At 59.8% G+C, this 22,190-nt stretch carries 20 protein-coding genes; 8 read left to right on the forward strand and 12 right to left on the reverse strand.

From position 1 onward, the window contains the following. Window positions 1-15: 15 nt before the first annotated feature. Complete coding sequence (locus QEV83_RS15005; RefSeq protein WP_280128500.1) at window positions 16-747, reverse strand: Tim44/TimA family putative adaptor protein; 732 nt, start codon at window positions 745-747, stop codon at window positions 16-18. A gap of 138 nt (window positions 748-885) precedes the next feature. On the opposite strand from QEV83_RS15005, the gene QEV83_RS15010 reads away from it, so the two are divergent. Beyond that, a complete protein-coding gene (locus QEV83_RS15010) occupies window positions 886-1,362 on the forward strand; it encodes an FxsA family protein (RefSeq protein ID WP_280128501.1) in 477 nt (158 codons plus the stop codon). Window positions 1,363-1,365: 3 nt separating this feature from the next. Here the strand turns inward: QEV83_RS15010 and QEV83_RS15015 are convergent, their stop codons facing one another. The 4 genes from QEV83_RS15015 to QEV83_RS15030 form a co-directional block, all read right to left on the reverse strand. Continuing rightward, window positions 1,366-2,115: a TetR/AcrR family transcriptional regulator gene (locus tag QEV83_RS15015; RefSeq protein WP_280128502.1), complete on the reverse strand. Its 750-nt coding sequence runs from the start codon at window positions 2,113-2,115 to the stop codon at window positions 1,366-1,368. 106 nt (window positions 2,116-2,221) lie between these two features. Then, window positions 2,222-2,641, reverse strand: a complete 420-nt coding sequence (locus QEV83_RS15020) for a hypothetical protein (RefSeq protein ID WP_280128503.1) — start codon at window positions 2,639-2,641, stop codon at window positions 2,222-2,224. Continuing rightward, the gene (proC, locus tag QEV83_RS15025) at window positions 2,631-3,458 is read right to left on the reverse strand and encodes a pyrroline-5-carboxylate reductase (RefSeq protein ID WP_280128504.1); all 828 of its coding nucleotides are present in this window, start codon (window positions 3,456-3,458) and stop codon (window positions 2,631-2,633) included. The genes QEV83_RS15020 and proC overlap by 11 nt, the downstream gene beginning before the upstream one ends. Before the next feature lies 1 nt (window position 3,459). After that, on the reverse strand, window positions 3,460-3,960 hold the full coding sequence (locus tag QEV83_RS15030; protein WP_280128505.1) for a YbjN domain-containing protein: 501 nt from the start codon (window positions 3,958-3,960) through the stop codon (window positions 3,460-3,462). A gap of 292 nt (window positions 3,961-4,252) precedes the next feature. Here QEV83_RS15030 and QEV83_RS15035 point away from each other — a divergent pair, with 292 nt between their 5' ends. After that, complete coding sequence (locus tag QEV83_RS15035) at window positions 4,253-5,425, forward strand: AI-2E family transporter (protein ID WP_280128506.1); 1,173 nt, start codon at window positions 4,253-4,255, stop codon at window positions 5,423-5,425. Between the two features lie 7 nt (window positions 5,426-5,432). Here QEV83_RS15035 and QEV83_RS15040 read toward each other — a convergent pair whose 3' ends face one another. Continuing rightward, window positions 5,433-6,014, reverse strand: a complete 582-nt coding sequence (locus tag QEV83_RS15040) for a hypothetical protein (RefSeq protein ID WP_280128507.1) — start codon at window positions 6,012-6,014, stop codon at window positions 5,433-5,435. Between the two features lie 821 nt (window positions 6,015-6,835). Between QEV83_RS15040 and QEV83_RS15045 the strand changes: the two genes are divergently transcribed. Beyond that, window positions 6,836-7,687 (forward strand): OmpA family protein, encoded by an 852-nt coding sequence (locus tag QEV83_RS15045; protein ID WP_280128508.1) that lies wholly within the window; start codon window positions 6,836-6,838, stop codon window positions 7,685-7,687. 53 nt (window positions 7,688-7,740) lie between these two features. Here QEV83_RS15045 and QEV83_RS15050 read toward each other — a convergent pair whose 3' ends face one another. Further along, window positions 7,741-8,010, reverse strand: coding sequence for an accessory factor UbiK family protein (locus QEV83_RS15050; protein ID WP_280128509.1), 270 nt, complete (start codon window positions 8,008-8,010; stop codon window positions 7,741-7,743). 221 nt (window positions 8,011-8,231) lie between these two features. Between QEV83_RS15050 and lgt the strand changes: the two genes are divergently transcribed. The 3 genes from lgt to pgeF are packed head-to-tail and all read left to right on the forward strand — an operon-like array spanning window position 8,232 to window position 10,932. Then, window positions 8,232-9,068 carry a prolipoprotein diacylglyceryl transferase gene (gene lgt / locus QEV83_RS15055; RefSeq protein ID WP_280128510.1) on the forward strand — a complete coding sequence of 279 codons (837 nt, stop codon included), beginning with the start codon at window positions 8,232-8,234 and terminating at the stop codon, window positions 9,066-9,068. Next, on the forward strand, window positions 9,065-10,159 hold the full coding sequence (locus QEV83_RS15060) for an SAM-dependent methyltransferase (protein WP_280128511.1): 1,095 nt from the start codon (window positions 9,065-9,067) through the stop codon (window positions 10,157-10,159). The genes lgt and QEV83_RS15060 overlap by 4 nt, the downstream gene beginning before the upstream one ends. Next, a complete protein-coding gene (gene pgeF / locus QEV83_RS15065; protein ID WP_280128512.1) occupies window positions 10,156-10,932 on the forward strand; it encodes a peptidoglycan editing factor PgeF in 777 nt (258 codons plus the stop codon). Before QEV83_RS15060 ends, pgeF begins: the two co-directional genes overlap by 4 nt. On the opposite strand, the gene QEV83_RS15070 is transcribed toward pgeF, so the two are convergent. Together QEV83_RS15070 and fabI are read right to left on the reverse strand one after the other, a co-directional pair. Beyond that, complete coding sequence (locus QEV83_RS15070; RefSeq protein WP_280128513.1) at window positions 10,929-15,029, reverse strand: Pls/PosA family non-ribosomal peptide synthetase; 4,101 nt, start codon at window positions 15,027-15,029, stop codon at window positions 10,929-10,931. The two genes, pgeF and QEV83_RS15070, sit on opposite strands and share 4 nt — an antisense overlap. A gap of 378 nt (window positions 15,030-15,407) precedes the next feature. Next, entirely contained in the window at window positions 15,408-16,256 is an 849-nt protein-coding gene (gene fabI, locus QEV83_RS15075) for an enoyl-ACP reductase FabI (RefSeq protein WP_280128514.1), read from the reverse strand. Window positions 16,257-16,542: 286 nt separating this feature from the next. On the opposite strand from fabI, the gene QEV83_RS15080 reads away from it, so the two are divergent. Further along, window positions 16,543-17,097: a sigma factor-like helix-turn-helix DNA-binding protein gene (locus QEV83_RS15080; protein ID WP_280128515.1), complete on the forward strand. Its 555-nt coding sequence runs from the start codon at window positions 16,543-16,545 to the stop codon at window positions 17,095-17,097. 3 nt (window positions 17,098-17,100) lie between these two features. Further along, complete coding sequence (locus tag QEV83_RS15085) at window positions 17,101-17,925, forward strand: hypothetical protein (protein WP_280128516.1); 825 nt, start codon at window positions 17,101-17,103, stop codon at window positions 17,923-17,925. 408 nt (window positions 17,926-18,333) lie between these two features. Here QEV83_RS15085 and QEV83_RS15090 read toward each other — a convergent pair whose 3' ends face one another. The 3 genes from QEV83_RS15090 to QEV83_RS15100 form a co-directional block, all read right to left on the reverse strand. After that, window positions 18,334-19,227, reverse strand: a complete 894-nt coding sequence (locus tag QEV83_RS15090; protein ID WP_280128517.1) for a hypothetical protein — start codon at window positions 19,225-19,227, stop codon at window positions 18,334-18,336. A 125-nt stretch (window positions 19,228-19,352) separates the two neighbouring features. Further along, on the reverse strand, window positions 19,353-20,978 hold the full coding sequence (locus QEV83_RS15095; protein ID WP_280128518.1) for an ABC transporter ATP-binding protein: 1,626 nt from the start codon (window positions 20,976-20,978) through the stop codon (window positions 19,353-19,355). Between the two features lie 48 nt (window positions 20,979-21,026). After that, complete coding sequence (locus tag QEV83_RS15100) at window positions 21,027-22,172, reverse strand: ABC transporter permease (RefSeq protein WP_280131090.1); 1,146 nt, start codon at window positions 22,170-22,172, stop codon at window positions 21,027-21,029. Between the last annotated feature and the right edge of the window lie 18 nt (window positions 22,173-22,190).

A 22,190-nucleotide genomic window follows, 5' to 3' on the forward strand; every position in this document is an offset into this window, starting at 1 on the left:
GAAGGACGGCGAGACTCAAGCCGCCGATTCGGTCGCGGCGAGTTTCCAATTGGGATCGCGCGACTTCGTGTCACGAACGAACGTCCATATATCGTCCACTTGGACGACCCGGTCGGGACTTCCATCAACGACTTTTTCTGCTTGATCGCGCGTTGCGGTGATCATTTGGCTCGTGAAATGGATCTTGATCTCGGCGGTATTGCCCTGCAGGGCTGCCTGTTCGACGGCCACTTTGTCGATCGACACAAAAGTTGTGGTGACCTTTTCCCCGCGTTTTTCGCGCTCGTCGAGGGCGGATGCGAAACTCTCGAACACGTCCGGTGCGAGCAGATTGCGCAACACCTCCCGGTTTCCGGCGGCGAATGCGGTGACGATCATTTCATAGGCGGCTTTGGCGCCATCGGCGAAAGGCTTGATCGCAAAAGATGGATCGGCCGCCGTAATGGCATCGAGCCCCGCCCAGGCAGGCGAGTCTGGCTCGGCATAGGGTTTCCACCGGTTGCTCTTGTCGGGTGCGGGCACCGGAGTGGGTTCGGCGGCTCCTGGCAGCGGGATCACGCGATCAACCGGATCGCGGGCGGGATCACCGGGGCGCGGTCCGAGGCTGCCCGGCGCCCGCCGCGCGAACGGATTGAACGGCGGCTTTTCGGTACCGCTGCGGGTGCCGAGGACCGAGCGCAGCTTCCACACCACGAAAGCGGCAAGGAGCGCGAAAATGATCGTCGTCATATCAAATGAATCCTGCATCGGGATCGCTGATGCCTCAACTGTGAGCGAGGGGGCCTTGATTGTGCTTTTATCATGTATTCTATTTGGGGAGCAAAAAGCTGAAGTCCAGTCTTTACGGTGGCCTTAATGCTTCGCCTTGGAACGAACGGCACTTTCATGCGCCAGCCCCTCGTCCGTCTGCCCGTCCTCTTCCTGCTGTATTTGTCGCTGTGGCTCGCCGCCGAACTCGCGGCCTTCGCCCTCGTCGTTCATTGGATCGGCTTTTTGGGTGCCATCGTCGCTTGCATTCTCACGAGCGTTGCCGGGCTTGCCACCTTGCGGCGCGTCGGCCTTTCCGCCGCACTGCGGTTGCGCAAGGTCATGGCGGCAAAAGGCAAAGACAACAGCGTCTTGTCGCGGGAGGCTGTCCTCGATGGCACTTTGGCTGGAGCCGGGGCGGTGTTGTTGATTTTGCCAGGTTTCGTTTCGGATCTGCTTGGTTTGGCGCTGGCTGCGCCCTCGTTCCGCTTTTGGGCCGTCGACCGGCTGAAACTTACCAAACACACGGGGCGGCCGACCCCGGCAGGCCCGGCACTCATTGAACTCGCGCCGCGGGAGTGGTCGCGGCATGAGGGCCCAAGCCCGGAACGGTAAGCTTCACGAGACGGACCGGTCTTCCTTTTCGTCCTCGTAATGGCTCGCGCGCGCTGTGCTGCGCGGCCTTCTGCGCTCGAACAAAGAGCGGCCCAGCGAAAACAAAGGCGAGACGAGTCGGTTGAGATCCTCCGCGCGTGCGACAAATCCGCTCCCGCGAGTGAGTTCGCGGTCGAGCGTTGCCATGGTCGACGCGAGGCCGGGATCATCGTCGCGAAACCAAACCTGCAAAACCCTGGCCCAAGCAACGGCGAGCCCTTGCAGTTTGAGTGCGCCGACGGGTCCTTCGGACTCGATGCCGGCGGCCTCCAGCATGAAGCGCATCGAATTGATGACGACACGGTTGAGGGCGGTTGCGGCGAGCGGATCACGGCGGCCCCAGTCGAAAACGGCTTCGAGACCGAGCTTATAAGGCGCCAAAGCGTCGAGGCGTCGCATCAAAACATCAAACAAACGCTCCTTGGGGGGTTCGCCAGCGAGATCCCCGGCATTCGCCGCTTCAAGAACGACGTGATCGATCCGGCGGGAAAAACCGGCGAGGATAGCCCCCTTTGATGGATAATAATCCCGAAAGGCTGCGAGTGTGACATTCGCCCGGGCGGCGACGTCCGAGATCGTGATGTCGTCCCAGCTGCGCTCCCCGGCGAGTTCCATGAGCGCGTCGATGATTGCGTTTCTCGGATCCTTGGGCGGTGCTGCAACGGCGTTGGCCGCCGATTGAGGGTCCGCTCCGGCTGTCTGCGGCTCGTCCATCTTCGTCTCCTGCGCCATGTGAGGGGTTCAAACTTGGTTCGATGCTTATCTAGTACGTGCGCCCGCCGCTTCCAAGCGGGCCTCCCAGCGGCCGCCGGCTTTTCATTTATTCGCGCGGCAGCGCCTGATGCGTGGATTCGCAAGACTGATTGACGGACACGAATTTCCGGTTTTTCAAATTGAGGCGGCAGCCGGAATTGTTGGTGGACACCAAATCGAAAATCGATGACGTCAGGACAAACACCATCCCAAATTCATTTGGGAAGGACACCAACCGCTCGTTTTTCAAGACGGCCGCGACGGGCGCGCATTTTTGGAAAACCCGGATTTCCTCGCCGTCGGAAAGGATCAACATACAATTGGACGGGCTGACATCCGCGAAGGCTTCGATCTCCGACCGCCTGACATAATTGGTTGCACCGGTGGCGTTCGGCTGGATCGCCAGCCAGGGGTCTTCCTGACAGGCGGCAGGGCCTGACAAGACCAAAGCTGGCAGCGTAATCGCGGCGGCGCGGCTAGCCAGCAAGCGACCTCGCCCTCTGTTGCGCGGCTTTCACGGCGCGCTCGAGCAAGGGTTCAAGGCCATCCGGCGCCATCAAGATTTCAAGGGCGGCCGCCGTGACTCCGCCACGCGATGTCACATTTTCGCGTAATTCCGCGGGGCTTTTGCCAGAACTCCGGAACAACAATTCCCCAGACCCCTCGACGGTGGCGCGGGCGAGCCGCGCGGCGATCTCGGCGGGGAGACCGGCGCTTGTTCCGGCGCTTGCCAAGACCTCGGCAAGGTAAAACACATAGGCGGGACCGGAACCTGATACAGCCGTCGCTGCATCGATCAAGGCCTCGTCCGCCAGCCATTCGACCACGCCGGTCGCGGCGAGCAAGGATTCGGCCGCCGCACGCTGGGCTGGCGTTGCCGCCGGGTTGGCAGTCAGCACGGTGACGCCGCGTCCCACCGCCGCGGCAAGATTGGGCATCGCCCGGATGATGGCCGTCGCTTGCGGCAGTTTCGCCGCGATATTGGCGATGGTTTTGCCCGCGAGGATCGAAATGACCAGCGTTGCCGGGCTTGCAAACGCAGTAAGCCCGGGCGCCGCTTCATCGAGACTCTGCGGCTTGATGGCGAGCACGAGAATGTCCGGTGCAATGGAGGGGGCTCCCAGGGCAAAGCCGCGGTCCCGCGCGAGTTCGAAAATCTCCGGCGAGGGGTGCGGCTCGAGGACATGGATTTTGTCCGGCTCATAGCCCCGGTCGAGCCATGCCCGCAGCATGGCGCCGCCCATCTTGCCTGCTCCGGCAAGAAGCAAGCGCGCCTTGAAGCGATCCGCTCCGGGCGATGGCATGTCAGGCCCGGCCTTGCGTTTCAAGCATGATCGAACCCAGCGCCTCGGACCCAGATTTGCCGGCCCAGACCACAAATTGAAACGCTTGATAATAGCGTTCGCAGGCGCGCACCGCACTGGCGAGCACCGTCTGGCACTGGTGGCCGTTCAGCTCAGCACCGCCGGCAAGCAAGATGGCGTGCCGGAACATGATGACGCCCTCAGAGGGCCAAATGTCGAAATGCCCGATCCACAATTGTTCGTTGATCAGCGCGACGAGCGAGGCCAGCTCCATCAGGCGCGGCGGCGGTACTTTGAGGTCGAAGGCGCAGGCGACGTGCAAGGCTTCGACCTCGGCGAGCCAGGTGAAGGCAATATTGTAGTCGGTCCAGCCGCCGGTGACCGAGATCGAAATCTCATCCTGTTCGTCGCGGTCGAACGACCAGTGATTGTGCGCGGCGATTCGTTCGATAATATCGACGGGATGTTCGGTGCGGGCGGCGTCGAATTGCAAAAGCGACATTCTGGCCTCGGGTGGATTTTGCGGGAACCTTGAAACGCAGCCGCGTTTCCAGCTTGTGATTTTGTTGTTGCTGACGGCCGACTCAATTTTCATTTTCGACGGGCAAGGATAGGGAATCACAAGGTGGCCGCCTTTTGCAACCGGGTTTGGCCAGGTTGTCCCCCGCTGAACGGGACGAGGCCGGGGAAAACCCGCCGCCCCCAGCAATTTTTCAATGGAAGGGATTTCGTTATTGACATCCTCCACCGATCAGTAAAACTCGCCGGGCATTCAACAATCTTGGCGAGCCCTCATGCGGAAAGGCTGCCGCCAGCGGGGGCATGGCATGAAGGCGTTGCGTCCTTCCACACTCTGGATTGGGATGCTGGCGGTCCTCGTCCTGCTGATCGTGCTGCTGCACGATATCCTTCTGCCCTTTGTGGCCGGGCTCGCCCTGGCCTATCTGCTCGAACCGGTGGTCGAGTGGCTTGAGCGGCATGGGATCAACCGCACTCTCGCGACGCTCGGCATCGTCGGCATTTTCATCATAGGAGTTGCCACCATCGTCGTCTTGGTGACGCCTGTGCTCGGTGCCGCGATTGCGAATTTCATCGACAAACTCCCAGACTACATCGCGCAAATGCAGGCTTTCGCCAACGATCCCCGCCGCCCATGGCTCCGCAAGCTTCTCGGCGAAGGACTGGCCGACGCAGAACAATCGGCGGGGCAGATCGCGGCACTGGCCGCCGACTGGATTCCCACATTTTTGCGCAGGCTGTGGTCGGATAGCGCGGCCGTGCTCTCGATGGTCTCGCTCTTGGTAGTCACCCCAATCGTCACGGTTTATTTGCTGATCGATTGGCGGCATCTGATCGCGGCGATCAACCGCGCCATTCCAACGGAAGAGCGGCCGATGGTGCTGGAGCTTGCTGGCGAACTTGACGACACCATCGCCGGCTTCCTTCGCGGGCAGGGAACAATCTGCCTCATTCTCGCCGTTTATTATGCGGTCGCGCTTTGGGCTATTGGCCTCAACCACGGTGTTCTGATCGGCCTTGCCGCCGGTCTTATCAGCTTCGTTCCTTATCTTGGATCGCTCAGCGGTCTTTTGCTCTCGGTCTGCGTGGCGGTGCTGCAGTTTTGGCCGCACTGGACCATGATTCCCGTTGTGGTCGGGATCTTTCTTGCCGGGCAAGCGATCGCTGACTATTTGCTGTCCCCCTATCTCATCGCCTCGCGGGTGCAACTCAATCCCGTCTCGATGATGTTTGCCATTACCGCGTTCGGCTATTTGTTTGGCTTTGTCGGGCTCTTGATCGCGGTGCCGCTGGCCGCCGCGATTGGCGTGACCATCCGGTTTGCGATGCGCCAGCATCTGGTAAATCTGACCGAGGCGGCCAATACGCCGCCGCCCGTCTCCATTTCCACGAAGAGCGAAGCCCAGCTTCCGCGCAAGAATTGGCTTAAAGCGCTGCTCTCGAAGTGATCAATGTTTAGAACGGGTCCTTCGTTCTCCGCCGATGCTCAAGCACGACAAACACCGCAATGGCCGCGAACAATACGAACGTCAGCAGCAGGATCAGGAGCGTTCTTTCCTCGAACCATGCGATGGCGGGGACGCCAAGTCCCAGGACAATTCCGATCAAGCAAATCCGCCAAGCGCCCACATGGATGCCAGCCGTGAATGTTCCCAGCGCAAGGACGGTCAGCACCATGAGCGAACTGGCGAAATCGCTCATCATTTGTTTGACGTCCGCGACGAACACGAGATACATCGCGAATACGACTGCCGCCCAGTGAAGGGCCTGCGTCACGATCAACTTCACTTGGGACCGGCTGCTTTCAAGCTGGCGCCACCTTGCCGCCACGCAGATGAGTCCAAAGACGGGTGCGAGAACGATCCAATAGCCCGTCATCGCCTGGCGTGCGAAGTTCGTGTAGGCGACGCCAAAAATGGCAAGCGTAAGCATCAGAACATACGGCCAGTCCCGCGCCACGATACTGCGCAAACTCGAACGCTTTTCCGATCGCGTGTCCTCGTCGAAATCATATTCTTCTGAATCGTAATCGATCATGGCGCGGACTCCGGGGAAGGGGCGGGACTGGCCTTCGCAATCGGCGAATCGTTCCAACTCTGAAAAATATCTATTGGTTCGCAGAATTCCATAAATGGATCGCGCAATTTTTAAATTGCTGCGCCGCGAAGTCAGCCGTGGCGTATCATTCGAGCTTTGAATTTCACGGCTCATTTATGAAGGCAGGATATAACAGCAGAATTGCCGCTCGCTGTCTCGACCATCACCTGTGAAACGATTACGAGCCAGCGCAAGATGATCCTCGCGCGGGGGTCGCCGATCACTTGGGAACTTTCCGCCGCTCGTGAGAGTTACGTGTCAAGTCGGAGACCGTTAGGCGTATACTGGACGGTACAGCCGAGATGTCAAATTTAGATGAGCTTTCAAATTTAGACGAGCTTATTGAGGATATTGCGGTTCGATTTGATCTCGGGCCCAAGGCTCGTACGATTGTCATAGAATTATTGGGTTTTGTTGCTAAACAGCCTGGGGGAATTGACGGTTTCTTGGACGAAATCACGAGGGCGAGTCTTGCAGAAAAAATAGCCTCATGGTTCGGCTCTTCCCACCCATGGCCGCTTACGACGCGGGAAGTCAAAAATGCGGTTGGCGCCGAATTTATTGAGAGGCTCGCAAAAAAAACCCGCTTGACCGATAGTTACGTTACCAAGATTATCCGCTATGCCATCCCTAAGCTTATCGTTCGTGTGGACGCAGATTGCCCGGTTCCCGTTGCCGCTCCCGCGAGACTGCGGTTTCCCGATCCGGCACTCTCGTCTGCGCCGCCGCAATTTGAGACATTAATATTTTGGAGAACGCAAATGCCAAAGTTCGATACGGGGGGTAAAACTTCGGCAGTTTCGCTGCTTGTGCCCGCCGCGGCTGTGCTTGTGACGCTCGGATTGTTCTGGCACTCCATCACGGTCGGCAGCGCCGGCGACCGATTCGTATTCCAGCCGGCTCCCATCATGGTGGAAACCGCAGCGGCGCCCCTTCCTCCCGCGATGTCGCAAGCTGCTGAAAATCTCGATGCGAGCTTCACGGTAACGGCGGGATGGATTGAAAATCTCGGTGCCTTGGTTGGCCGTTCGAACGGCCAGGACTTGCAGATGCAAGCTGGGGGCGGCGGCTTTCATGTTGCGGCAGCCTCATCCCAGACAAACCTTGCTTGGGTGATTGCTCCCCTCCCGGCGGGTCAAATGCCGCAATTTGTTGTGGCGGCGGTGACCGGAAAAAGCCCGCCCAAAATGAAGCTCGCATTAAGCACCAGAGAGCTGCAAAATCAGGCTGCGGTTGATTTCCCAATCATTGTTTTCCCGCCCAATAGTACAACGGTCCCTTCGCGCAACATCCCCATCCTGCGGCAGGCCGCAATACAGATCAAGCAATTGCCTTCCGGAACGCTGGTTCAATTGAGGGGCTATACGCATGGCACGCGTACGTCGGCCAATGATGTGAGGCTTTCGCAGCAGCGCGCGGATTCGGTGTACCGAATCTTGGTGAGGGAAGGCGTAAGCCCGGCTATGCTGAGCGCCAAAGGGTTCGGCGGCACAATATCTTTGGCTGGGGCAGACCGGATTGGGGAAGGGCGCAGCACCAGCACCACCGGAGCAATGGGCCGCGGGGAAGCGGACCGGCGCGTCGAGTTTGGGATAATTCCGCCCGGCCAGTGAAATTTGCATGACGCACCGCCGCCTGCCCGGCAGCTGGCGGCGGTGCGCAATTTCTATTTACTTGTAGTGTTCCCGGCGCCCGCGGAAATCGCGGCTTCGAGCGCAGCCACTCTCTTGCTTAACTTTTCGTTCTCGTCGCGGGCCTTCGCGGCCATCTGCTTGACGGCCTCGAATTCCTCGCGCGAGACCACATCCATGGTCGCGAGGAGGCGGTCGAGCTGGCTTTTGACTGCCGTTTCAGCCTCGCGGCGGACGCCTTGGGCCACCTCGCTAGCATCGGTCATAAGCTTTGCGAAATCATCCAACACGCGGTTTGCCGCCATGAGTCACTCCATTTTTCGCGCGCTTATAACATAGGATAACTTGGGCGGGGAGCGATTTTGGAGGTACGATTCCAGCACTCTGGGGTTTTGCCGCGAAAATACCCCATCTGCTTGACTCAAAGGCCGTCAATTGGCCTTCATCAAACCGCGAACAAGCGTGATGCAAAATGCTTGAGGCGGTCCGCCGCCATCGCGTCATTTTCCCCGGTCCGCGGAACACCATGCCCTTCCTTCTTGCCTTTCCAAGCATCGATCCGGTTCTGATCAATATCGGCCCCTTGCCGATCCGGTGGTACGCCTTGGCCTATATCGCTGGGCTTTCGCTCGGCTGGCTCTATGCACGGGCCTTGGTGAGTCGAAAAGCCTTTTGGGGCGGCCCATCGCCGCTCAATCCCTTGGATATCGACGATCTCCTTTTCTATGTGGCGATGGGGGTCATCTTCGGCGGCAGGTTCGGCTACGTCGTCTTCTACAATGCGAGCTTTTACATCGCCCATCCGGCTGAGGTTTTTGCCGTATGGAAAGGCGGTATGTCGTTTCACGGCGGTCTCGCCGGAACGGCATTGGCCATTTATTGGCTCGCCAAGCGCAAACACCTGCCGGTGCTGAGCCTCACAGATATTTGCGCCGCCGCGGTTCCGATCGGGCTCTTTCTGGGGCGAATCGCCAATTTCATCAAACCGGAACTTTGGGGGCGGCCTTCGGATGTGTCCTGGGCCATGGTGTTCCCCGGCGGCGGCCCGTTGCCGCGTCACCCGAGCCAGCTCTATGAGGCGGCTCTCGAAGGGCTGGTTTTATTTGTGGTGCTCTATATCGCAGTCCGGTTGGGGGCCCTGCGGCGGCCCGGTCTCATCGCCGGAATATTCGCCGCCGGCTATGGTATCGCGCGCATCATCTGTGAGTTTTTCCGGGAACCTGATCCACAGCTTGGATTTCTGTTCGGGGGCGCCACCATGGGCATGCTCTTGTCGCTGCCTTTGATCGCTGCGGGTCTCGCGCTGATCGTCCATGCCCGCCGGACGCCGCTGCTGGCGAGCGGGAATGGAAAGCCCGCATGACGCCACTCGAAACTTTGATCCGCGAAATGATCGTCGAGACCGGCCCAATCAGCATCGAGATCTATATGAAGCTTGCGCTCGGCCATCTGGAACACGGTTATTACACCTCCAAAATGCCGCTCGGGGAGAGCGGTGATTTCATCACCGCGCCAGAGATCAGCCAGATGTTCGGCGAATTGATCGGCCTTTGGTGTGTCGCCGTCTGGCGCGCCATGGGCGCCCCAAGGCCTTTCCTTCTGGTTGAGTTGGGGCCGGGGCGCGGCAGTCTGATGGCGGATGCTTTGCGGGCGACGAAAATCGCGCCGGATTTTCTAAGCGCGATCGATCTCCATCTCGTCGAGACAAGCGAGATCCTGCGGCGGAGTCAGCGTGCCGCGCTGGCCGCGTCTGGGCTTGTCCCAAAATGGCACACAAGCGTCGAGGATCTGCCCGCTGGCCCGATGATCATTATCGCCAATGAGTTCTTCGACTGTCTGCCGGTCCGCCATTTCGTTCGCGGTGTGGATGGCTGGCATGAGCGGCTCGTCGGCCTCGATGGCACTGGGCAACTCTGCTTTGGCCTCGCCCCCGGTCCGGACCCCGGCCTTGCTATGCCAGGAGAACCGGGTGAGGTGCTGGAGGCAGGTTTTGCGGCCATGCATGTGATGGCGGGTCTTGCGGCGCGCCTCGCGGCGCAAGGCGGCGCCCTCCTCGCCATCGATTACGGCTATGATGGCCCCCCGCGCGGTGAAACCTTGCAAGCCGTGCAGCGGCATCGTTTCGCCGACCCGCTGGCCGATCCTGGCGGCGCCGATCTCACCGCGCATGTTGATTTTCGTAACCTCGCCCGGGCGGCACGGGCTTCGGGCGCGGCGGTTCATGGCCCCGTGCCGCAAGGTGAATTTCTCGCCCGGCTAGGTCTCCATGAGCGGGCCGTGGCCTTGCGCAAACGTGCAAATGCGCGCCAATGCGCGGCCATCGATGCGGCGCTCGACCGTCTGGCGGGCGATGGGACGGCTGCGGGGAGCGCCAGCATGGCGCGGCTTTTCAAGGCGCTTGCCGTGACGGCGCCCGGCCTCGACGTCCCGCCGGGTTTCGAGGGGGCAGCATGACGGACGCATTGCCAACACCCCTGCGAGCCTCTCTGCTCGAAGGGCCAGGCTTCTCGCATGGATTTTTCACGCGGCGGGGCGGCGTCTCGACCGGCGTTTACGCGTCGCTGAATGGCGGCGTCGGCTCAAAAGACGATCCCAGCGCCGTCGCCGAGAACCGCCACCGGATGGCCACCTGTCTTAAAATTGCCCCCGCGAATCTGCTCGTGCCTTACCAAATTCATTCGCCCGACGCTCTGGTGGTGACGCAAGCCTTTGCCGAGCGTCCGCGCTGCGATGCCCTCGTGACCGCGACGCCCGGTCTTGGTCTTGGTGTCACCGGCGCAGATTGCGGCATGATCCTTTTTGCTGACACTGAGGCGCGGGTGATCGGCGCCGCGCATGCCGGCTGGAAAGGCGCCTTGACCGGCGTTCTCGAAGCGACACTTGCGGCGATGGAAACGCTGGGCGCCCGCCGCGCCGCGACGGTGGCGGCGATCGGCCCCACGATCGCCCAGAAAAGCTATGAGGTCGGCGCCGAATTCGCGGAACGTTTCGTCGAGGCGTCGGAAAGCTATGCCGGTTTCTTCGCGGATTCGCCGAACGACGGGCATTTCCTGTTCGATCTGCCAGGCTTTATCGCGTTGCGCTTGTGGCTAGCGGGCATCGGCTCGTTCGAGGATTTGGCGCGCGATACCTATGCCGAGCCCGAGACTTTCTATTCCTACCGCCGCTCGGTGCATAAGAACGAACCCGATTACGGCCGCCAGATCGCCGCCATCGCGCTCGTTTAGGCGGCTGCCTTAGCCAGGACCGTCGTGTCCATCGATGCCTTCGGCTCGGCGGGCGCCCCTTCCCAGGCCGTGTTGCTGGGAATTTGCTCGCCCTTCATGACAAGAGTGAGCGGCCCCAGCCGGGCATAATCGGACACAAGCGTATCGTAAAGAACGGTGGAGCCCGCGCCGACGGTGACGCCGTTGCCGACGAACACCTTGCCGACTTTCATCACGCGATCCTCGTAAAGATGCGTTTGCAGCGCGCTCAGCGTGTTCAAGGCGGCGTAATCGCCGACGCTCACGCAGTCGAATTCGGTGATGTCGGTCATGTCCATAAACACGCCGCGTCCAAACTTCGTGCCGAACAGGCGCATGAGCCAAGGCAGGAACGGCGTGCCGCGCAAATGATCGAGCAAAACCTTCCCCGCCAAGCCCCAATAGATCACCGCCACCGCCTCGGTCCGCATCGCCCACCAGGACCACATGGGTTTCATCATCGGCTCGTAACGGCCCATGGTGATCCATTTTATCGCGACGACGATGAGCGTCATGGCGAGGCAAATGGCAACGGACGCAAATGTGAACTGCCACGCGACCTTGAAATATTCACCGTTGAGCACGGCCGTGCTGAACCATTCCACCGCCCAGGTGCCGAAGGTGATGAACAACATGGTCGGCATGGAAATCGTGACGGCCTCGAAACAGGCGCGGGCAAATTTTTTCCAGGGCGGCGCTTCATAGGTCCAATTCGTGCCGCCGCCATCGAATGTCTGGCGGACCGGAAGCTTGATGGGTGGCGATCCGAACCAGGTGTCGCCCGAATGCATCAGATGGTTCGCCGGCGGTTTCGACTTGATGCCGATGAGTGCGTCACTAGGAATTTCCGCCCCAGCCGGCACCACGGCGCTGTTGCCGACGAACACGCGCGGGCCTGTCTTGACGCGTTTCAAATACATCCAGCCGTTGCGGATCTCTTCGTCGCCGAGGATGACTTCATCGGCGATGAAGCATTTCTCACCGATCTCGACGAGATCGTAGCGGCCGGAAAGATTCGTCGAGATTTCGGCGTCCTTGCCGATTTTGGCGCCCATCAGCCGGTACCAGGTGCGCATATAGATCGTCGCGAACAAGGACGACAAGGTCTCGAGCGTCACCTCGGTCGCGAGCGCCACCGCCCATTTGCGGAAATAGAACCAGGAGTGCACCGAATAGGTCCCCTCGCGCACCCGTGGCAGGATGATCCAACGGCAGGCCGCGATAAAGCCGACGGTGACGAGCACCATGACAAAGGCGGTCGGCCACGCCATTATGGGGATCGACATCATATAGATGGTGCGATCGAAATCAGCCGTGCCGATCAAATCGTCGATCCGGTCAAACACCCAAAAGGCCGGGAAAATCGGCAACAGGCCAAGCGGGGGGATGGCGAGAATAAGAGCCGTGTACATGACCGTCATGAGGACGCGATGCGCGGGGGAAGCTTTGGACGGCGCGTCCAATGCGGCGCGGTCCACCAGGCCGGTCTTGCGCGCTGGCGAGCCATCCCAAATTTCCCAGGCTCCGGCGCGCCCGCCCGAGCCGAGCGCGGTCAAATCCCCGAGTTCGGCGCCCTCGCCGATGACCGTGTTTTCCTCGATGACGCAGGACGAGCCAATATAGGCCTGCGCTCCGATGTCGATGGTGCCGATGATGAGTTCGTTTCCCTCGACCCGGGCATTGGCGAAATTGGCGTTCGCGCCGACGCTCGTTCCCGAACCGATCGAAATCAAATCGACGGCGCCCGGTTCGACCTCACCCAGCAGCACATCCGTGCCGATCTTCGCACCAAGCGCCCGGAGATAGAGGCGCATGATTGGCGAGCCCTGGAACCATTTGATATGAACGAGACCAAGGAATCGCTTCACCAGCCACCAGCGGAAATAATAGACGCCCCACAAGGGATAGCGCCCTGGCTTGAATCTGCCGATCACCAGCCATTTCGCGGCGATGACGATCGCCACCGTCGCGATGTTGATGCACATATAGACGCCGATGAGCGAAATCGCTTCCTCGGCGAAGCTCGCATCGGCGCTGGTCAGCAGCATATAGCTCACGAAAACGCCGAGCCATTGCGCGGTCACCAGCGCGAGGATAACCGGGAGCGCCACAGCCTGCGCGCAGCCACAGAGAAAACGGCGCAACAGCGGCGGAGGCTCAAAGGAGAGATCTTCGGGAGCTGTGCCACGGCCCCATTTTTTTTCAAGAAGCTCGGCCAATGTGCGGAGCGAACGTGCCGTATAGACGTCCTGCAAGGTGATCTTTGCCAGCGCGGGCGTTTCGCGGACAACCGAGATGAAACGCGCGGCGAGCAAGGAATGGCCGCCGAGATCGGTGAAGAAATCGGCATCGAAAGGGATCGCTTGCGGCGGCAGCACGCGTTTGGCGGCGTCGAGAAGTTTCGCCTCCATGTCGTTGCGCGGCTCTTCCTGCGCCTCGGTTATATCCGTGGCGGCAAGCTCGATCAGCTTTAGACTCTTCCTGTCGATCTTGCCGGACGATAGTTTCGGCAGGCTTCTGACTTGCTCGAATCTTGCCGGCACCATATAGGCGGGCAGACGTTGCCGCAGTTCATTGCGCAGAACTTTTGAATCGAGTTCGACATCGAAGCCTGGCACAACGAAGGCGACCAGCTGCTCGATGTCGTTGTCGCTGCGCAAGACGACGGCGGCTTGCGCAACCCCGCAAACATCACCGAGCTTGCTTTCGATCTCGCCCAGTTCGACGCGGAACCCACGCACCTTCACCTGGTCGTCGATTCGGCCGCGAAAGCCGATGTCGCCGTTCGCTTCGATTTTGACCGCGTCGCCGGACCGGTACAAAAAAGGGTCCGCCGGCTCTGCCCCAAAGGAATTGGTGTCGAAAGAATATGGGTTGAATGGATTTGCGATAAATTTTTCGCGGGTTAGCCGTTCGCGGCGCAAATAGCCCTTTGCCACACCGGGTCCGCCGATGAGCAGCTCGCCTTCGACGCCGGGGGGGAGCAATTCGAGATTTTCGCCTGCGACATAGCAAGTGTAATTCGGAATCGGCCGCCCGATGGTGACGGGTGTCCCCGGTCTGACCTCCGCAACTGTTGCGACGACCGTCGTTTCTGTGGGTCCATAGGAATTGAAGATTTTGCGGCCAGGCCGGCACCATCTCGCCGCGATCGAAGGCGGGCAAGCCTCACCGCCAAGGATGATGAGCCGCAAACTCGCGACGTCGCGTGGCAGCAGCGAAAGCAAGGTCGGTACGGTGTCGAGCACGCTGACCTTGTGTGCTTCGAGGAGGTCAGGCAGCTTGTCGGCTTCGCCCAGCATCTCGGCGCTTGCCACGAAGAGCGTGGCGCCCACGAGATAGGGAATCCAGATTTCCTCCATCGAAAGATCGAAGGCGACCGATGCTCCCTGGAAGACGACATCGCTGTCCTGGACGCCATAGACCTCATTGGCGGAACGCAGATAATGGCAAATATTGCGCCCCGAGATCACGATTCCCTTCGGGGTGCCGGTCGAGCCGGATGTGTAAATGAGATAGGCTGGGTCGTCCGGGCGGGCGCCAAGCGCGCGCGCGTCGACCTTCGTTGTGTCAAAAGCGTCAACAGGCTCGGCCAAGAGCCCGGCATAGGTCCAAGCCGGGCAGGGCGCGGTGAGCATCGCCGCGAAAGCGGAACTGGTCAAAACGCCCCAGGCTTCGGCGTCCGAAAGGCAAATGGCGACCCGTTCGGACGGAGCATCCGCGTCGAAGGGAAGCCAGGCGGCGCCCGTCTTGGCAACGGCGATCTGAGCGATCAGAAGCTCGTGGCCGCGCGGCATCCAGAGCCCGACAATCCTGCCCGGGTGAACCCCTTTTTGCACAAGACGGCGCGCGAGATTCTCCGCTCTCGCGTCGATCTCGGCATAGGTCAGCCTGCCTTCCGCTGTGATCATGGCGGCGGCGGCGGGGCGGCTTGCAACCGTGGCGGCGAAGATTTCGCAAAGCAGTTCGTCGCGGATCAAATCGGGCCGGGCGGGGCCAAGCAAAATTCCGCCCAGGGGGTGCGCCGAATGGGCGTCATCCTCCAGGGACACTTGGGCGGTCGCCAAACTGTGCAGCATAAAGGGATCCTGTTCGAACCAGCGCCCTTAGCTTATGCGCCAATTGTGGACATCAATGCGGCGGGATCTGGCCTCGCCAGCGTTAATATGGGGCGGCAGCGCGGGATCGCTTCCGCAGGATAGTCTTGGGGGCACGCCGGGGCTTGCGATCGTTTTGGATTTATCATGGGGTGATCAATCGATTCTTAACGACAATTTATCGCATCTTGCAGCCTGGGCTTTTGTGCCCTCTGGCACACTATGAAAATAATACTATTTATATAGACTTACGGTATATTTCGTTTTTGGTCTATTTTGTCAATTGGGTAGCGCGCCATAGCGAACCGATGCCATTTGCCGCTTATTTAAGCTTAGCAAGCTGAATACACCGTGAACGCGTTAATCCTTGCCCACGACCGAAATATCGGGAGCTGCGGGATTTTTCATGCCGACGATATGATAGCCGGAGTCGACATGCAGGATTTCGCCGGTGATGCCGCGCGCCATGGGCGAGAGCAGAAAAGCCGCGCTTTCGCCGACCTCCTCGATGCTGACCGTGCGGCGCAAGGGAGCGTTGTACTCGTTCCACTTGAGGATATAGCGGAAGTCTCCGATGCCCGAGGCCGCCAAGGTCTTGATAGGGCCGGCCGAGATGGCGTTGACCCTGATGTTCCGCTCGCCAAGATCGGCGGCGAGATAACGCACGCTCGATTCAAGAGCCGCCTTGGCGACCCCCATGACGTTGTAATGCGGCATCCATTTTTCCGCCCCGTAATAGGTCAGGGTCAACATGGCACCGCCGTTGTGCATCAGTTTTTCGGCGCGCTGGGCCACCGCGGTAAAAGAATAGCACGAGACTAAAAGAGAGTTCGTGAAGTTGTCCGCGGTGGTATCGATGTATCGGCCTGTCAGCTGATCCTTGTCGGAAAAAGCGACGCAATGCACGACGAAGTCGAGATTTCCCCAACTCCGCGCGATTTCTTCAAAGACCGCATCCAACGACGAGGGGTCGGTGACATCGCAATCGCCGAGGACTTTCGCGCCGATTTCCTGCGCCAGCGGCCGCACCCGCTTTTCCAGTGATTCGCCTTGGAAGGTAAAGGCGAGTTCGGCGCCCGCGTCATGCGCGGCCTTGGCAATGCCCCAGGCGATCGACCGGCTGTTGGCGATCCCAAGAATCAAGCCGCGTTTGCCGGCAAGAATTCCCGAGGTATGCACTCCGTTTGCGGAGATTTCCAGTTTCGTCATGCTCGATCCGGACCAAAGAGAAAAATGAGAAAAGCAACTTTACGAACGGCGCCGCGTTTAAAGGCTGCGGAGGTTTAACGCAAGATTGCACGGACAGGAACCAGGAAGCGGGTTTGTGCACCACCTATACCCGAGGGGATACGGAAAAGCCGCTGACTTTTCGCGTACATTGTTGCACAGTTGTGATATTCTATGAGCGTTTCGCGGGGAGCCAGCAAGACAATAGTCAGGGTACGGATAAGCGGCTGGTACAGCCAATAAAAACAACGCTTTCGGGAGAATGAAGGTGTCGTTGCGGGACGATTTGAACGTATGCGCGCCGCGGCTCCGCCGGTTTGCCCGCGCGCTCGTTGGTGGCCATCCGGCACCAAATAAAACCGCGGACGGTCTCGTCCAGGACATTCTGCTTCAGACCTTGCAGCAAGGCGCCTCCCTCCGCCTGAACGGGCCCGATCTTCAGATTCATCTTTACGTCCTGCTCACCGGTCAGCTCCACAAGCTGCTGGCAAAGGGGAGGCTGGCGGATGTGGCGCACACGGAGACGGAAAGCTTCGGCTCGGGCGGAGCTGGCGCCTCCGGCTTATCCCGGCGCTTTGAATCCAGCTCCGGTCAGTTTGCCCATTGGCTTTTGGATCTTCCGCTAGATGAGCGGGAGGCCTTGCTGCTCGTCGCACTGGAAGGGTTCAGCTATGCGCAGGCGGCGCGCATCCTGCAAATTTCGCGGACGGTGTTTGTCGCGCGGCTGGCTCGGGCGCGGGCCGTGCTGGGCGATATTCCGGACGTCCATTTTGTTCCGCACCTCGAAAAGCCGCTCCCCGTCTATCTGCGCCTGGTCAAATAGGCCATGCGCACGCGCGGCGCCGACCCCCCGGTGAGCGAAGCCGAGCTGCATGGTTTTGTCGATGGCGGCTTGGAGCACGGCCGCCGCGCCGCGGTTTCGGCGTTTCTGGCCGCCTCGCCGGCGGATGCGGCGCGCGTCGACACATGGCGGCGGCAGAACGAAGCGATTCGGGCCGCTTTCGCTCCGGTCCCGGCGCCGCCCTTGCCTTGGTCTTGGTCGCAGTCTCAGACACGCGGGGCTGGCGGACTGGCGGAGCGGATTTGCCCGGCGAGCGGTATTTCATGGCGCGAGCGGTGGTCCGGCCGCCTCATCGGGCTTGCCTTCGCGGGCGGCGTGCTGCTGACGGCCTGCGCGGATTATTTCACCAATCATGCCGGCCCCGTGGACCCCGATGCCCCCCTGGCGGCGGGCACGAGCGAAGCCTTCACGGCGCAAGCCTTGTCGGCGCTGAAAGCCTTCGGACCGCCGCCCGCCACGCAGCGGCTTTCGCCAGGCGGCGCGCAACCCGTCGCGGCGCCAATTTTGCCGGCGCTTCCGGCCGCGGGCCAAACCCTTGCCGCGGTGCGCACGATGCCCGGCGAACAGGGCCAAATGCTCTGCATGTTTTACACCCGCAAGGCCTATGGAACGATCACGCTTTGCGCCGAGAAGACCCCTGGCCCAATCGCGGCCGCCCCGCGAGTCTCTGGAGACTATCCATCGGCCGCGATCACCTGGCGTCAATCGGGCGCCAATTACGCGCTCGCGGGCGCGATCAGCGAGGCGGAACTTCGCGCCTTGGCGGATGCGGTGCGCGTCCAAGTGGATGCCTTCGACGGCAAGGAATGAGGCTGACTTTGTCCGATTTTCGCGCCCAATCGTACCAAATCGTTTCACGTGAAACGTTTTGGTACGATTGACAGTCAAAGACGATGGCACGCGCCGGACGTCGGGCGGCTTTGCAGAACGTAAGATCGCGCCGACATTTGGTCTTTTGCGCGAGAAAGCGCGTGGCGCCGCGAACGGCTGGCATTTGATTTGCCCATGATCACCGTCACGCCAGTCGCTAGCCCGGAGCTGGGAAGGTCGCGTCCGCCTGTTCCTCAAGGCGGAACCACTCAGATATGTCTTATGAGGAATTGGCGAAGCGCTGGATCTCATCAGTTTAATGAAAACGCCGCGCCGCTTACCGACAAATTGGCTAAGGGCACGTTTGCGGCCACAATCCGCCTAGCGTGTCTCGCCGCTCGAAGACCTTTAAGTGCCATCTATCTCACTAGGAAGATCGATGACTTGATGTAAGTTCGTCACGCGGTAAGCCACTGGACGACCGCCAATGGTTTCCACGTTTATATCAACGATAAATCCCTTCTTAAAAAGGTTATCATCGGCCTCTCGTATTTCATGCTTAATCCTCTGTTCAGCTAAATCGGAGGCGTAAACGAGCGGCAAATCCCTGTCAGACAATTGTTCAATCTTAAGCCGCTCACTCGTTCTTCTGCCAATCGGTGAATCCCTAGTATTGGCCTGCTTGAAAATTCCTAGAACACGCGAATAATCGGCGTTATTTCGTTGTTCTAACTGCCGTTGATGTTCCTCAATCTGGGTGACTGCGCGCCTGGCCTCTGTGCTGTCGAATGTCACGGCAACTCTCGTTTTTATTTTGCCACCTTCAAACACAGCAGATGCGATTGATGCCTTTCCCTTTGGATCATTAGCGATGGCAGCAACTGCTCCCATGAAATCCTTTAAATCTGATCTCGTTGCATTATCTACTTTCCTACCACTGACATATGCTTCGATCTTCTCTCCGAAATTACGCACAAATTCATTGATTGCATTGATGTGTTCAATATGAGCGAGAATTTCTCCGCTAAGCATGAATGGAACAAACGGTAGCAACACGGCGATAACAGAACCGTGCCTCACTGATTTCACAAAAATTTGGGCTTCCTGGGCAAGCGCAGGGTAGCTCTCCTTGATAAATTTATCGTATTGTGAAGTTATCGAAATAAATTCAGAGACAAAATCACCAATCTGAATTGGGTTCTTCGTCTGCAATTTCAGAACAATATATGGGTGCCCACCGTTCATATAAGAATTATATGCACGCAAATACGAGTTGTCATCATCTCTCACAATTGTGCGCACTGCGCAGCCACATTCACTCACTAACTCCTTTCGGAATCGGATGGGGTGGCGATAGTGAAATAGCTTGTGGCGTTTGCGATCTAATACTGCCTGCAGTCCGCGTGCCTTTGCCGTGTCGGCCAGGCCTACTGGTTCACAACGGCGCCCGCGACCGCCTTTACTTCGAAGGCCGCCGCGAACAGCGCGCGCGTGTAGGCGCTGCGCGGGTTGGCGAGAAGCTCCACGGCGGGGCCGGATTCGACGAGTTTGCCGTCGCGCATGACAATGATCTCGCTGGCGAGCGCGCGAACCACTTTCAGATCGTGGCTGATGAAGAGATAGGCGAGGCCGCGCCGCTTTTGCAGATCACGCAAGAGATCGACGATCTGCGCTTGCACCGACATGTCGAGCGCCGAGGTCGGCTCGTCGAGGACAATGAATTTTGGCTCAAGAACGATCGCCCGCGCGATGGCGATGCGTTGCCGCTGGCCGCCAGAAAATTCATGCGGATAGCGATCCATCGCGGACGGATCGAGGCCGGTGTCGAAGAGCGCCTGCGCGACGATCTCGCGGCGCTTCGCGGAGGACATGGATTTATATTGCACGCCAAGACCTTCGGCGACGATATCGGCGACGGACAGCCGGGGCGACAGCGAACCGTAAGGGTCTTGAAAGACGATTTGCATGTCGCGCCGCAGTGGCCGCATCGCCTTGAAATTGAGAGCCTCGATATTGCGGCCCAGAAAAACAATCGAGCCTTTGCAACGGATAAGCCGCAGGATGGCAAGGCCGAGCGTCGTTTTGCCGGAGCCGGATTCGCCGACAACACCGAGGGTTTCGCCTTCCCGCACACAAACGCTCACCCCATCGACGGCCTTGACGTAGCCGACGGTGCGGCGGAAGAAGCCGCGCTTGACCGGAAACCAGACGCGGATATCGTTGGCCTCCAGGATGGTTTTTGCGCTCGCATTGACGGCGGGCGGCGTGCCTTTCGGTTCGGCGGCGATCAGCATTTTGGTGTAGGGATGCTGGGGCGCGGCGAAAATCTCCGTCACCTTGCCGGTCTCAACGATCTTGCCCTTTTGCATCACCGCCACGTCGTCGGCGATTTTGCGGACGATGCCGAGGTCATGGGTGATGAACAGCATCGCCATGTTATGGCGCTTCTGTAGATCTTTCAGAAGCTCAAGGATCTGCGCCTGCACCGTGACGTCGAGGGCGGTCGTCGGCTCGTCGGCGATGAAAAGATCGGGCCGGTTGGCGAGCGCCATGGCGATCATCACGCGCTGGCGCTGGCCGCCCGAGAGCTGATGCGGAAAGGCATTGAGCCGCTCGGCGGGGTTCGGAATGCCGACTTCTTGCAAAAGCTCGATGATGCGCGTCTTGATTTTTTCCGCGCCGCGCGCGCCATGCAGCTCCAGGATTTCGCCAATTTGCCGCGCGATCGTATGGAGCGGATTGAGCGAGGTCATCGGCTCCTGGAAGACCATGGTGATGTGGCCGCCGCGGATCTCGCGCAACCGCGCCTCGGAGCAGGCCAGAAGATCCTCGCCCTTGAACGCGATATGGCCTGTTACGCGGGCTGCGCGGGTGAGCAGGCGCACGATCGACAGCGCGGTGACCGATTTGCCGGACCCGGATTCGCCAACGAGCGCCAGCGTGGTTCCGCGCTTCAGAGAGAAGGCAATGTCATCGACGGCGATGGTCTCGGTATCGCCTTGCTTGAAGCGGACAGCGAGATTGCGGACATCGAGGAGGGGGGTATCAGCCACGAAAATCATCTAGCAAGGCAAAGAACTCCAATGAGGGGCGAAAGGGCTTCAACTGAGCGTCTTCCTTGGGTCGAAGGCGTCGCGGACGGCTTCGCCGATGAACACCAGCAGTGAGAGCATGAGCGCGATGACGAGAAAGCCGGTAAGGCCGAGCCAGGGCGCCGCCAAATTCGACTTGCCTTGCAAGAGGAGTTCGCCGAGCGAGGGCGAACCTGGCGGCAGCCCAAAGCCCAGAAAGTCGAGCGCCGTGAGCGTCGTGATCGAGCTGTTCAGGACGAAGGGGAGAAACGTCAGGGTGGCGACCATGGCGTTCGGCAACACATGCTTCAGGATGATGGCGCCATTGCTGAGGCCCAGCGCGCGGGCGGCGTTGACATATTCAAAGTTGCGGGCGCGCAAGAATTCTGCCCGCACGACATGGACGAGCGACACCCAGGAAAACAACAGAAGGATGCCGAGCAGCACGAAGAAGCTCGGTGTGATGATCGAGGAGACGATGATCAGCAAATACAAATGCGGGAGCGACGACCATATCTCAATGAAGCGTTGGAAGATGAGATCGGTCCAGCCGCCGAAATAGCCTTGCACCGCGCCAGCCGTGACCCCGACGATCGAGGAGATTCCGGCGAGCGTCAGCCCGAACAGAACCGAAAGGCGAAACCCATACAGCAGCCGGGCGAGGACATCGCGGCCTTGATCGTCGGTGCCGAGCCAGTTCCATTCGAGATCCCGGCAGGTGCCATCCGGCTTTTTGTACATGCGCAGCACGGCGGCGCGGCATTGGGTTTCGCTGAGCATCCAAGTTGGCGGCGAGGGCGCTGGGACCGGCAATTGGCGATTGATCGTCCGGTAGGAATAGCGGACCGGCGGCCAGAGCATGAAACCGTGCTCGTCGATTTCCTTGGCGATCACCTTGTCGCGATAGTCGGTCTGCGCAAGAAAGCCGCCAAACTTCTCTTCCGGATAATTGTGCAGGATCGGAAACAAAAGCTCGCCCTTATAGACGACCAGCAGTGGTTTGTCGTTGGCGATGAACTCCGAGAAAAGCGTCAGCACAAAGATGACAAGAAAAATCCAAAACGACCAATAGCCGCGTTTGTTGGCTTTGAAATTCGCCAGACGGCGCTGGTTGATCGGGCTCAGACGCAATGGACGCCGAGCCGGGGCGGCGTGCACGAAAGGCTTTGGAGCGATGCCGCTCTCCGACGAGGA

Source organism: Methylocapsa sp. D3K7, from assembly GCF_029855125.1.
Taxonomy (GTDB): Bacteria; Pseudomonadota; Alphaproteobacteria; order Rhizobiales; family Beijerinckiaceae; genus Methylocapsa.